The organism is Candidatus Planktophila lacus (assembly GCF_002288325.1).
In the GTDB taxonomy this organism is placed as follows: Bacteria; Actinomycetota; Actinomycetes; order Nanopelagicales; family Nanopelagicaceae; genus Planktophila; species Planktophila lacus.
Window position 1 is genome coordinate 1049438 of record NZ_CP016780.1, and the last position, 13049, is coordinate 1062486.

Annotated in this window: 12 protein-coding genes; 1 reads left to right on the forward strand and 11 read right to left on the reverse strand. The window is 47.8% G+C overall.

Going from position 1 to position 13049, the window contains the following annotated elements:
* The 6 genes from A1sIIB106_RS05300 to A1sIIB106_RS05325 are packed head-to-tail and all read right to left on the reverse strand — an operon-like array spanning position 1 to position 6077.
* Positions 1 to 1095, reverse strand: a complete 1095-nt coding sequence (locus A1sIIB106_RS05300) for an adenosine deaminase (RefSeq protein ID WP_095671457.1) — start codon at positions 1093 to 1095, stop codon at positions 1 to 3.
* Positions 1095 to 2393: a thymidine phosphorylase gene (locus A1sIIB106_RS05305; protein WP_095671458.1), complete on the reverse strand. Its 1299-nt coding sequence runs from the start codon at positions 2391 to 2393 to the stop codon at positions 1095 to 1097. The genes A1sIIB106_RS05300 and A1sIIB106_RS05305 overlap by 1 nt, the downstream gene beginning before the upstream one ends.
* Positions 2386 to 2784, reverse strand: coding sequence for a cytidine deaminase (locus tag A1sIIB106_RS05310; RefSeq protein ID WP_095671459.1), 399 nt, complete (start codon positions 2782 to 2784; stop codon positions 2386 to 2388). The genes A1sIIB106_RS05305 and A1sIIB106_RS05310 overlap by 8 nt, the downstream gene beginning before the upstream one ends.
* Positions 2774 to 3763 carry a BMP family ABC transporter substrate-binding protein gene (locus A1sIIB106_RS05315; protein ID WP_095671460.1) on the reverse strand — a complete coding sequence of 330 codons (990 nt, stop codon included), beginning with the start codon at positions 3761 to 3763 and terminating at the stop codon, positions 2774 to 2776. Before A1sIIB106_RS05315 ends, A1sIIB106_RS05310 begins: the two co-directional genes overlap by 11 nt.
* The gene (gene trpS / locus A1sIIB106_RS05320) at positions 3763 to 4761 is read right to left on the reverse strand and encodes a tryptophan--tRNA ligase (RefSeq protein WP_095671461.1); all 999 of its coding nucleotides are present in this window, start codon (positions 4759 to 4761) and stop codon (positions 3763 to 3765) included. Before trpS ends, A1sIIB106_RS05315 begins: the two co-directional genes overlap by 1 nt.
* 23 nt (positions 4762 to 4784) lie before the next feature.
* Positions 4785 to 6077, reverse strand: a complete 1293-nt coding sequence (locus A1sIIB106_RS05325) for a hemolysin family protein (RefSeq protein WP_095671462.1) — start codon at positions 6075 to 6077, stop codon at positions 4785 to 4787.
* A 179-nt stretch (positions 6078 to 6256) separates the two neighbouring features.
* Here A1sIIB106_RS05325 and A1sIIB106_RS05330 point away from each other — a divergent pair, with 179 nt between their 5' ends.
* Positions 6257 to 7339: an ABC transporter ATP-binding protein gene (locus A1sIIB106_RS05330; protein ID WP_095671463.1), complete on the forward strand. Its 1083-nt coding sequence runs from the start codon at positions 6257 to 6259 to the stop codon at positions 7337 to 7339.
* 70 nt (positions 7340 to 7409) lie between these two features.
* Here the strand turns inward: A1sIIB106_RS05330 and eno are convergent, their stop codons facing one another.
* From eno to A1sIIB106_RS05355, 5 genes are all read right to left on the reverse strand, one after another.
* Positions 7410 to 8678, reverse strand: a complete 1269-nt coding sequence (eno, locus tag A1sIIB106_RS05335) for a phosphopyruvate hydratase (protein ID WP_095671464.1) — start codon at positions 8676 to 8678, stop codon at positions 7410 to 7412.
* Complete coding sequence (locus A1sIIB106_RS05340) at positions 8678 to 9649, reverse strand: phosphotransferase family protein (RefSeq protein WP_095677613.1); 972 nt, start codon at positions 9647 to 9649, stop codon at positions 8678 to 8680. The genes eno and A1sIIB106_RS05340 overlap by 1 nt, the downstream gene beginning before the upstream one ends.
* Positions 9650 to 9662: 13 nt before the next feature.
* Positions 9663 to 10556, reverse strand: a complete 894-nt coding sequence (locus tag A1sIIB106_RS05345; RefSeq protein ID WP_095677614.1) for a carbohydrate ABC transporter permease — start codon at positions 10554 to 10556, stop codon at positions 9663 to 9665.
* Positions 10553 to 11386: a carbohydrate ABC transporter permease gene (locus A1sIIB106_RS05350; protein WP_095677882.1), complete on the reverse strand. Its 834-nt coding sequence runs from the start codon at positions 11384 to 11386 to the stop codon at positions 10553 to 10555. Before A1sIIB106_RS05350 ends, A1sIIB106_RS05345 begins: the two co-directional genes overlap by 4 nt.
* A gap of 219 nt (positions 11387 to 11605) precedes the next feature.
* Complete coding sequence (locus A1sIIB106_RS05355) at positions 11606 to 12871, reverse strand: ABC transporter substrate-binding protein (protein WP_095671467.1); 1266 nt, start codon at positions 12869 to 12871, stop codon at positions 11606 to 11608.
* Positions 12872 to 13049: the final 178 nt, after the last annotated feature.

A 13049-nucleotide genomic window follows, 5' to 3' on the forward strand; every position in this document is an offset into this window, starting at 1 on the left:
TTATTCAGCAGAAATCTTTGCAAAACCTGGCTTTACGATCTCATCGATAATCGCCAGACGCTCTTCAAATGGAATAAATGCGCTCTTTAGCGCATTGATAGTCACGCGCTGCAGATCTAAGAAACTCCAGTTAAAGGCTTTAACCAACTCGTTCATTTCGCGGGTCATCGAAGTTGCTGACATTAAACGGTTGTCGGTATTAACTGTTACACGGAAGCGAAGTTTGGCGAGATCTCCGATTGGGTGATCTGCAAAGTTTGCAGCAGCACCTGTTTGAATATTTGAAGAAGGACACATTTCCAAAGGAATGCGACGATCACGAACATAGGCGGCCAGTTTTCCAAGGCGAGCCGGTGTGTGATTCAAGTCAATATCGTCGATGATTCGTACGCCGTGACCCAAACGTTCTGCACCGCAGAGTTGAATCGCTTCCCAGATTGAAGGAAGTCCGTAAGCCTCGCCCGCATGAATTGTGAAGTGAGCATTTTCGCGGCGTAAGAATTCAAAGGTATCTAACTGATCACTTGGTGGAAAGCCATCTTCGGGGCCGGCGATATCGAAGCCAACGACGCCACGATCGCGGTATTTAACTGCTAATTCAGCTACTTCTTGCGAAAGTTTATTCTGGCGCATTCCGCACAGGAGCAGAACTGCGCGAACCTTGCCTCCAGTTTTAGCAACTTCTTTCTCGCCTTCTTGGAAACCTTGCAAGATCGCTTCAATCGCTTGGGAAAGAGTAAGACCTTTTTCAGTTAACAACTCGGGAGCCATGCGAATTTCGGCATAGACAACGCCATCTTCGGCTAAGTCGATCACGCATTCACGTGCAACTCGCACAATATCTGCAGGGCGCTGCATAACTGCAACAGTGTGCGCGAAGGTTTCAAGATAGCGGACTAGCGAACCTGAATCACATGATGCGCGGAACCACTCGGCCAACTCTGTTGCATCATAGGTTGGGAGTTCGTGGCCAATCTCTTTGGCAATATCAATAATTGTTTGCGGGCGAAGGCCCCCATCCAAGTGATCGTGCAGCAAAGCCTTAGGTAAGCGCTTGACTTGTTCTGGGGTTGGAATCAAATTTAAAGTGCTCATTAACCTATCCGCTCGATTACTAGAGGCAGACGATTTACTGTTCCACCTTCCTTGATGGAAATTGCACCTTCTAGAATTTCTAAGGCGCGTTCAAATCTAGCTGGTTCATCGGTATGCAAAGTAAGTAGCGGTGCACCTGCCTGAACATAATCTCCAGGTTTGGCATGCATCTCGATACCTGCACCTGCTTGCACCTTCTCGCCTTGCTTAGAACGGCCTGCGCCTAAGCGCCATGCACTTACGCCGACTTTCATCGCATCCATCGTGGTCATCGTTCCAGAATTTTGAGCGGTGATTACATGTTGTTCGCGTGCAACTGGCAGTTTGGCATCTGGATCTCCGCCTTGTGCGGCAATCATGCGGCGCCAATGATCCATCGCAGAACCATCTTGCAGGGCAACTGCAGGATCTTTTCCAACAATTCCGGCGGCATCGATCATCTCGCGCGCCAAAAGAATGGTTAACTCAACAACATCTGCAGGTCCCCCACCAGCTAAAACCTCAATAGATTCACGTACTTCAAGGGCATTTCCGGCCGTTAGCCCAAGTGGAACATCCATCGCCGTAACGAGAGCACGTGTCTTCACACCAGCATCGATGCCAAGTTGAACCATGGTGCGTGCAAGTTCGGCGGCTTGCTTCGGATCGCTCATAAATGCGCCGCTACCGGTCTTAACATCTAAAACAAGGGCTGAAGTACCTTCGGCAATCTTCTTAGACATAATTGATGAAGCAATAAGTGGGATCGCTTCAACTGTCGCTGTTACATCACGCAGTGCATAAAGTTTCTTATCGGCCGGAGCAAGGCCAGCACCTGCTGCGCAAATAACTGCTCCAGTGTCTTGCAATACTTTTAACATCTCTTCATTGGAGAGTGAGGCGCGCCAGCCGGGAATTGATTCGAGCTTATCGAGCGTTCCGCCGGTGTGGCCAAGGCCGCGTCCTGAAAGTTGCGGAACCGCACCACCACAGGCAGCAACTAGCGGTGCCAAAGGAAGAGTTATCTTGTCGCCAACGCCACCAGTTGAATGTTTATCTGCAGTTGGGCGATCAAGCATCGACCAGTTCATACGTTCGCCAGAGTTAATCATCGCAGTCGTCCAGCGTGAAATTTCGCGGGAGTTCATGCCATTTAGCAAGATCGCCATCAGGAGAGCTGACATTTGCTCGTCAGCAATTACTCCGCGGGTATAGGCATCAACTGTCCAGTCAATCTGTTTATCGGTAAGTTCGTTGCGATCGCGTTTGGCAGCGATAATTTCTACAGCGGCAAACGGTTCAACAGAGTTGCTAGTCAAGACGCTTTTCCATCTCTTCTGGGCCAAATGCCCAAGGCAATAGTTCAGCGAGAGTTTTGATGCCATCATCTGTTGCCAATTGCAGTTTTGAGCCGCCGTGTTCTTGAAGAAGTTGGCGACAGCGACCACACGGCATTAACAAGTTCCCTGAGATATCAACGCAGGTAAATGCAATTAAGCGTCCTCCACCAGAGTTAATAAGTGAAGAAACCAAGCCGCATTCTGCGCATAAAGTGAGGCCATAACTGGCATTTTCCACGTTGCAACCGGTCACGATGCGACCGTCATCTACAAGTGCAGCAACACCTACTGGAAACTTTGAATACGGTGCATAGGCCTGCTTCATCGCCGCAGTTGCCTGCTCTTTAAGATGCTCCCAATTAATTTGCATATGCTGCACTCGCTGCCGCATTGATCGCTGCGCTTTGGGCAGCTAACGGCTTAGATTTAATAACTATTTCAATTCCTTTATCGCTAATTCCGTAACGGTGTCCGTAGATGCCGGCTTTAGCATCAATAACATCCGAGAGTTGGCTGTTGTTAACTGCTTTGCCGATAATCGCAGATACTGCAACATCCACTCGCTTAACAACAGATGCAATAAGGTACTTCGAAGTTGCAGGAGTGACGCTTAGATAAAGATCAGGTTCGGTAATAATCAAATTAACTTCAGGGGCGTTCTTCTTGCGACTCTTTGAGGTGTTCGCCTTAACTATCGCCTCAAACAAACCATCAGCTGATCCAGTTGTGGCATCGTAGATGACATCTATACCTAGGGTAATAAGCGCCTTTGCGGAGACCACAGATTCAGTTGCGGTGTACTTTACAAAAGACCTAACGTTCTTCTTTGCTGCTGTAACGCCAAGGAGAAATCCATTTTCATAACCATCTGCATTTGAAGGCGTAGTTACCATCGCTACCTTGCCACTTTTAGTGGCTAGCGCTGCGCTATAACCCGCTAAGAATGCCGCTTCGTTCTCAGAGAAGATAATTGATGTGACATTTAAAGAAGGAATTGAGGCATCCCCGATAATGGCAAATTGGGTATTTGGAAATTCAATTGCGAGCGGTTCGATAATTTTTGCGTATTGACCGCCAACTGCAATTATTGTCGTGCAACTCTTGGTAGTGAGTGTGCGGATTCGCTTACTGCGATCGGCGTTGGTGCCATCAGTAACAACGCTTTCGAATGTAAATGAGTACTGACTCTGCGCCTTTTTAACGCCCGCTAGCGTTGCATCGTTATATGAGCGATCTCCTGGCCCACCAGTGTCATAAGCGATACAGATATTGCCTGCTGCACTGGCTTGTGGAGCGCTAAAAATCGAAAGCCCGATTGCAGCTATCGCTAGCGCTGCACGAAACTTCATTAGAGAACCAAGCCTAAATTTTTATAGGTCTGCGCCAGAGTTGCGCTGGCGACGGCGCGCGCTTTATCAGCGCCATCGTGAAGGACCTTGATTAGATGAGCCTCATCCTGCAGAAGTTCCAACGCCTGAGTGCGGATCGGACGTAGGTACTCAACAACTACTTCGGCAACCGCGCCTTTAAAGTCTCCATAACCTTTTCCGGCAAATTCATTCTCTAATTCAGAAACGCTCTTTCCGGAAAGGGCTGAATGGATAGTTAACAAGTTGCTGATGCCAGGTTTGCCTTTTTCGTCGAAGGTAACTTCGCGGCCAGCATCAGTGGTCGCGCTCTTAATCTTCTTGGTATTGGCCTCTGGCGTATCCATAACTTCTAAAACACCTGCGACAGAGCCTGCTGATTTGCTCATCTTATTTGTTGGCTCTTGTAGATCGTAAATTTTAGATCCAGATTTCAAAATGTAACCCTCAGGTATTTTGAAGGTATCGCCAAACTTTGTATTAAATCGGATCGCTAAATCACGAGTTAACTCGATGTGTTGACGTTGGTCTTCTCCAACAGGCACTTGATCTGCTTGATAAAGCAGAATGTCGGCAGCTTGCAACATTGGGTAGGTAAAGAGTCCTACGCGCGCAGTATCTGCCCCACCTTTTGCTGACTTATCTTTAAATTGGGTCATGCGGTTAGCTTCGCCAAAGCCTGCTATGCATTCCATAATCCAACCGAGTTGGTTATGTTCGGCAACATGTGATTGCACAAAGAGCGTAGATTTCTCTGGAGAAATTCCTAGGGCAATCAACTGCGCCGCAGATGAGAGAGTTCTTTTGCGAAGCAGCGCTGGATCGATATCACCGGTTAGGGCGTGCAGATCGACGATGCAGTAGAAGGCATCATTGCCGCTCTGGAGTTCGACCCATTGCTTTAGCGCACCGAGATAGTTGCCCAGGTGGAAGGAGTCACTGGTGGGCTGGATGCCCGATAGAACTCTCTTCTTTGTCATAGTTGTAATTCTCGCATGAATCGCTAGTTACGCGATATCAATAACTGCCCAGCGCGCTTGCCTTCCATAGTCAAAACAGTGATTCGAATCCCGTTAACGCCAACTACATCGTGTGCGACGGGAATTCTGCCTAAGAAATGCATCACAAAACCGCTCGCTGTTTCATATGGGCCTTCAGGGATTTCTATACCTGTCTGCTCACGTAAATCATCGATCGAAATCAGTCCATCAACCTCAAAATCACCTGTGCGCGATTCCATGGAAACATCGGCTTCATCGGTGTCGTATTCATCTTTGATATCGCCGATCAAGCATTCGACTAAATCTTCGAGGGTCACGATGCCGTCGGTGCCACCGTATTCATCGAGCACGATAGCTAAATGTTGGCGTTGATTGCGCATCTCGGTAAGGGCAGGAAGAACTCCCTTGGTGCCAGGCAGAAACATGATGTTTCGAACAAGCTCTTGAATCTTTCCGCCGGCGCTCACCAACGTTGTATCAAGTAGATCGCGAACGTGGATAAATCCAATTACCTCATCGGTTGATCCACGAACAACTGGATAACGTGAGTGAGCGCGATCAACGGCGAGCGCAATCGCCTTGCCTACAGTTAATGAGGCATCCATAAAATCAACTTCGGTGCGCGGAACCATAACTTCATGCACCTGGCGCTCTGAAGCGTTAAATACTTCTTCTACGATATCGCGTTCTTCTGCAGTCAAGGCAGCATGGCCAGTTACCAAATCAAGGAGTTCTTCTTCAGACATCTGGCTGCGTTGTTCTTTTGGATCAATTCCAAAGATACGTACAACAACATCAGTTGATCTAGAGAGCAGCCAAATCACAGGTCTAAAGAATTTGGCGGTTAAATCAATAGGGCCAGCGCTCCAAAGCGATATCTCTTCAGTGCGAAATAGCGCAAGACGTTTTGGAACGAGCTCACCAAAAACAAGTGAGAAGTAAGCGATTACTAAGGTGACGCCGATTAGCGAAGTTACATTTGCTGCATCATCTGACAGACCAAGATCAACCAACTGCGGAATGACATAAACGCCAAGTCTTTCTGCGCCAAGTGCGGCAGATAAGAATCCACAAACAGTTACGCCAACTTGAGCAGCGGCTAAGAAGCGATTTGGGTTAGAGGTAAGGACGGAAACCTTGGCGCCACGTTTACCTCTACTTGAGAGTTGGCGGACTTGGCTTTCACGAAGTGAGATCAAGGCGATTTCGGCTGCCACAAAGAATGAGCCGAGCAAGATCAGGCCAGCTACGGAGGCGAGATCGCCGATTAAAGAACCAATCGGGTAAGGGTCCATGATGGGGGTAATTCTACGGCTTAGAACTGAGAGATGTGAACTCGCCCAGAGGCTATCTCTCTAGCCCCTTCCCTATTTGCCCACGCTTGGCATATCCTTTGCGAGCCTAGCCAACCGGCTAGCACCTTCATCCTACGGACCGTCGGGCACGTACCTGCCCGGAGAAGGAGATACCTTAAATGGCATCTGTTGTATTCGAAAACGCAACACGTATCTACCCAGGCACAACCAAACCTGCAGTCGACAAGTTAAACCTAACCGTTAAAGACGGTGAATTCTTGGTTCTTGTTGGTCCATCAGGTTGCGGTAAGTCAACATCACTACGTATGTTGGCAGGACTCGAAGAGATCGACGAAGGTCGCATTCTTATCGGTGACCGCGATGTAACAAATGTTGCTCCAAAAGATCGCGATATCGCAATGGTTTTCCAGTCATATGCGCTTTACCCACATATGACTGTTGCAGAGAACATGGGATTCGCACTTAAGATCGCTGGAGTTTCCAAAGAAGAACGCGAAAAGCGCGTTAATGAAGCAGCGAAGTTGCTCGACCTTGAGCCATATCTAGAGCGTAAGCCAAAGGCTCTCTCTGGTGGACAGCGTCAGCGCGTTGCTATGGGTCGTGCGATTGTTCGCGAGCCACAGGTATTCCTTATGGATGAGCCTCTCTCAAACCTTGATGCGAAGTTGCGCGTTGCAACTCGTACCCAAATCGCTGCGCTACAGCGCCGTCTTGGAATCACAACTGTTTATGTAACACACGACCAAGTTGAAGCTATGACTATGGGCGATCGCGTAGCAGTTCTTAAGGATGGTCTATTGCAGCAAGTTGATACACCTCGCAACCTTTATGACTCACCTGCAAATGCATTCGTTGCAGGCTTCATCGGCTCACCTGCTATGAACCTTCTCTCTGCTCCAGTAAGTGGCGGAAAGGCGATGCTCGGAGATCTCGCAGTAGACGTTCCAGGATCTGCTGGTTCATCAGTAACCGTTGGAATTCGTCCAGAAGGCTTTGCTCCTGCATCATCTGGCTTCAAGGTTCTAGTTGAAGTTGTCGAAGAACTCGGCGCAGATGCATTCGTCTACGGCAAGCCTGCAGATTCATCTGTGAACTTTGCTAACTCAACTGATGAAGGCGCACAAGTAATTGTTCGCTGGGATCCAAAGCACCCACCAAAGCCAGGCGACACAATCACTGTCACCGCTGCGGCTGCATCAGTTCACCTCTTCAACTCAACAACTGGAGAGCGTCTAAAGTAATAAACAAGTAATTAATAAGTAGTAAATAACCCCCGTCACGCAATGTGGCGGGGGTTATTTACTTTAAGAGTTAAAGAGCTTTAAAGGGGCGGGCAAATTCTGTTTCTTCAGTTGCCTCTAACTCAAGTAAACGATTCCATTTCGCGGTGCGCTCTGATCCATGTGTAGAACCGACTTTAATCTGCTGCGCCCGCCAACTGGTTGCAATATCTGCCAGCCAAGAATCTTCAGTCTCACCGCTGCGGGCCGAGACAACCGTTGCAAAGTTATTTGCGTGCGCATGATCTAGGACGCGATGAGTTGAGGTAAGCAGACCATTCTGGTTGGCCTTGATCAAAATAGCGTTAGCGCTCTTTTCTGCAATACCGCGTTCCAGGCGATGTAAATTAGTTGTAAAGAGGTCATCTCCAAGAATTTGTAGATGTGCAGGAGCGCTTGCGGCAAAGGCTGACCATGAGGCCCAATCATCTTCGGCAAAGGGATCTTCAATCGATGAAATTGGGTAGGTAGTAACTAGATCAAGGATCTCTTCTACGAATTGATCTGGCGAATAAACCTGCCCAGATGTAGTTAACGAGTATTTGTGATCGGCAAAGAACTGGGTTGATGCAATATCGAGTGCCAGTGAAACTTTTCCAGATAGCCCAAGTTCTTCGATCTGCGACAAAACAAACTCGCAGGCATCGTCGGTTGTTGGGAATGAGAGTCCTAATCCACCTTCATCAGCAACTAAATGAGTAACGCCATGAGCCTTGCCATCACTTGCTGCTCGTTCACGAATTGCAACGATCCAGGAAAGGGCTTCGGCAAAATTACTTGCGGCATGAGGAACAACTAGAACATCTTGAATATCAAGGCTGCGATTGGCGTGGGCTCCCCCAGATAAAATATTTACCATCGGCATCGGCAGTAAGAGCGCACCTTCTGGCTGAAAGTATCTGACCAGAGATTTACCTGATGCATGCGCTGCTGCTTTTGCAACAGCGAGTGAGGTTGCTAGCGTTGCATTGGCGCCAATTACCTGATGACCCGGAGTTGGATCAACCTCGACGAGCAACCCATCTATCGCAGCTAAATTCAGGCTGTGGCCCAATAACTTAGGTGCAATCTTGGAATTAATATTTTCAACAGCTGAGTAAACAGATTTTCCGGCGTAGAAACTCTCTGCCTTCGTTGTTCCAGCATCTCTGAGTTCGCGTGCCTCATGTGCACCCGTTGAAGCCCCTGATGGCACTCGTGCGGTGTGAAGCGAGCCATCGCTTAAGGTAATTGTTACCGCAACAGTGGGGCGGCCTCGTGAATCGAGTACTTGATAGCCAAGTAACTTCTTAATATTCATTACTTGGCGCCTTCAAATAGCTGCTCAAAAGTCATAGTCGAATCTAACAGTGCAGACTTGGTGGTGGCTACCAGCCTTTGCTTCGCAGGCTCATCCAAGTAATTTACTGGTGATACCCCTTCAACCCGAGCCAAGGCGATGAGAGCAACATGTAGCGGAAGACTCTTGGCGATGCTTATCCGACTAGTTTCGCGATAAGAATTTGGGAAGTTCAAGGCAGTAGTGGCTAACGCATCTTTCTCTGCTTCGCTCTGCGTTCTTATAGTTTTGCATAACAGATGTGCGCTGACAAAAGCTAAATCAAAGACAGGATTTCCAGTATGTGCGACCTCGAAATCTAAGACTATGGGGCTGTGATCAGGCGTTGCCAGGATGTTCTTTGGCGAAAAATCTCCATGCACCAAGGCGATTTTCTCGGTCGTAATCTCTTCAATCAACGAGTTAATAACTTGTTGGAGATTAGGGTTCTTATCTGCAACTGCGCGATAGAAAGGACTTACTCGCAACTGCTCAAAAAGTTCGCCTTCCATAAACTTCGCCTTAATCGCTGAATCAACGGCAGTTGTGTTGTGCCACTGCGCCAATACCTTGCCGAGTTTTTCACCCATTTCCGGATGGATTCGTCCTTCCAACATATCCTGCTTCCAGTTGGTGCAGGTATTTGGAAGACGTGACATTGTCAAAGTGAAATTGGCTTCGTCGCAATCAATCAACTCTGGAACGCTATCTGGAGTAATCGATTGATAGACGCGCATCGCCTCTGCCTCAACAATTGCGCGGCGTTGATCGGCCACCCACTTTGCTTTTGTCTTTAGCTCAGGCAGAGCCTGCTTAACAACTAACTCGCGCTCGGCACTTTTGACCGCTAAGACAACACAGGAAACGCCACCTGTGAGAACTTCCACGGTGGCGTTGCCTGAAATTAATCCGCGCTCATTAAGGTAGGAAATTACCGAACCTTCATCGAGCACGAGGTTTCTTTACTTAACCCTTTAGCGAACCTGACAAGAGGCCACGTAAGAAGTAACGACCTAAGAATAGGTAGACGAGCAAGGTTGGGATCGAAACGATCAACGATGCAGTCATGTTATTTCCGTAGTAAACCTGGTTGCCAGAACCGGTGATGAAGTTAAGCGCTGTTGTTGCAACAGATAACTTCGGTGATCCACCAGTTAAGAAGATCGCAAAGAGGAAGTCGTTCCAGGCAGATGTGAACTGCCAGATAAGAACAACGACAAAGCCGGGAATTGAAAGTGGCAAGAAGATAGTACGGAAGATACGTACCATTCCGGCGCCATCAACACGTGCGGCCTCAATTAACTCGTTTGGAATCGCTGCGTAGTAGTTACGGAAGATCAATGTACAGATCGGAATACCGTAGATAACGTGAGCAAATACCAAGACGTAGATCGTGTTACCGATTCCGGCCCACTGATTGAACTTAGTTAGTGGAATCATGATCGCTTGGTAAGGAATAAACATTCCGAAGAGGAAAGTTGTAAATACAAATGTAGATCCGCGGAAACGCCACTTAGCAAAGACGAACCCGTTGATCGCACCGATTACGGCAGAGATAACTGAGGATTGAACTACGAAGAAGAGCGTGCGGAACATTGGTTCGCGCAAGATCTCCCATGTTGGGCCCCAGGCGCTGAAATCAAGTGAAGTCGGTGGAATGAACGCCGCTGACTGAGTTACACCGGTAATACCCTTAACAGAGTTGATCACCATGATGTAGATAGGCAGAGCGGCGATTACAAAGAGAATCGTTAGCGCGAAATAGCGGAAGACCAACCAGAATTGACCAACGCCATCGAGTTTCTTCTTATTGCGAACATCAACCTTGCGGGTGACGCGGGATGCGATATCTGAACTCATTTGTTCGCCTCCTCTGTCTTATTTACATAGATTAGATATGGAATGACTGCTACAGCGATCATCAAGAGGATCAAGATCGCAATTGCAGCTCCCTTGGCGTAGTTCTGGAAATCGAAGATAACTTGCCACATATAGATCGCAAGAACCTTGGTTACATAGCTCTTAGTTGCGATACCGAAGATGAGGTCGAAGACCTTCATCGAAATATGGCCCAAGATAATCAAGACCGTTAAGAATGTTGGTGATAGTTGTGGGAACAAGATGTGGCGATAGATCTTAAATTCGCTGGCGCCATCTACACGCGCTGCTTCGCGAAGGTCATCCGGAATACCGCGGAAGCCTGCCAAGAAGAGCGCCATCACATAGCCAGACATCTGCCAGATAGCAGGCAGTGACATCGCATACATGGAACCAGCTTCAGATGTGTACCAGTCGCTCTGAAGAGCGCCTAGACCTACTTGCTGCAACAGGTAGTTAAGGCCTGTTGCATCTGCATCGCGGGCTGAGTCCATCAACCAGCGCCATGAAGTTCCCATAGCGATAAATGAGATCGCCATTGGATAGAGATAAGTAGAGCGGAAGAAGCCTTCGCCCTTGATTCCCTTTTCTAACAATAAAGACATAATCAAGCCGGAGAGCAAACATCCGATCATAAATACTGCAGTGAATTTTAGAAGGTTAGAGAGTGCGTGAGTAAATTCAGGATCTTGCCAAAGTTCTACATAGTTGGCGAAACCTACATAGCTAACATCTTCGGTGTATGAGTTGGTGCGATTCATCAAAGATTCACGAAGTGTGTAACCAATCATTCCGTATACGAAAACCGCCATCGCGATAATTGATGGGAGTACGAAAAAGAATCCGCCCCATGGGCTATGGACTCGATTTTTCTTTACTTTCACTTAGGTGTCGCCTCTCAAAATATTTAGACTATTTAGAAACTTAAGAATCTCTAGAAATATTAAAAGTGTCGAAGTTCTGGCGAAACCTTTCGATCCCGCCAGAACTTCGACAACTTCTTTAAAACACTTACCTAAATAACTAATTAATTAGCTATTTACGTGTGCCTTTAGAGCTGCATCGAGTGCCTTTGCAAAGCCCTTCTTATCTTTTCCTCCGCCTGAATAGAAGCGTCCAACTGCTGAGTTGTACGCAGCCATTCCAGCATTGCCCCAGTTAACGCCGTGGACAGTTGAACCGACTAGGCGATCCTTCTTCCATGACTTCATTGCTGCCTGGAGGTAGCTGTCATATAGCTTTGGATTTGAATCTGTACGAACTGCGATTGAACCCTTCTTAGGGTTGAAGGCATCCTGTCCAGCCAAAGATCCGCAGACCTTCAACCAGGCGATACCTGCATCGCGGTTTACAGCGCCCTTAGGCAATGTAAATGAATCTGATAGCCACTGGTAGATACCGTTAGTACCTGGACCTGGAGCCCATGTGTAGTCCTTGCCTAGCTTTAGGCCTTCTGACTGCCACTGTGATGAAGCCCAGTCACCCATGATGAAGAAGCCGGCTTTACCTGTTGTTACAAGCTTGCCTGCATCTGGCCAGTCAAGTGACTTGCTTGAGTTACCGAATGCAAGAATCTTTGCAAGGTAATCAATTGCCTTAGCAACTTCTGGACCGCTCCACTTTGTCTTACCTGTCCATAGACCGTTGAACTTATCTGGTCCCATTGAAGCAAGTAGTACGTAGTCGAATAGGTGAGCAATCGCCCAGTCGCCGTTACCAGCAAGTGCGATTCCGTCGATTCCGACCTTCTTGAACTTGGCCATGTCAACGAGCATTGCATCTAGTGATGCAGGAGCCTTAGTGATTCCAGCCTTCTTTGCAGCTGCTGGATTCCACCATAGAACGTTTGAACGGTGAATGTTTACAGGAACTGAGTAGATCTTTCCGTTTGTTGTAAGGGTCTTTACGAGATCCTTAGGGAAAATCTTGTCCCATCCTTCTGACTTGTAAAGGAATGAAAGGTCTTCAACCTGTCCAGCCTTTACATATGATGAAAGTTCTTCACCAGCATGTGCCTGGAATGTGTCAGGTGGATTTCCAGCTTGCATACGTGATACAAGAACACCCTTTGCGTTAACGCCAGCTGCACCTGCAACTGTTGCGTTAATAAATGGAGTCTTTGGGTTCTTTGCATTGAACTCAGTTGTCATTCCTTCTAGACCTGCAGCTTCTCCGCCTGATGCCCACCAGGTAAAGATTTCAAGTTGCTTATCAGTTGCAGCAGATGATGCTGGAGCTGTTGTTACAACAAGTGCAAGTGCAGCGAAGACAGCTGCTACTTTTGACTTCTTTAGCATGTAACGCCTTTCTCGATGTAGAGGGATTTCCTACTACGGGATATGTATCAGCCTGGATTTTTTGGGGACCAGGAATCTACATATAGGTATCTTTGTTCGGGGTTAGGGGTGAGTCAACCCATTGCGGCCCTTTGGCGGTAACGTTTAGGTTACAAAGGGCGGGCTAAAAACCCCGCCC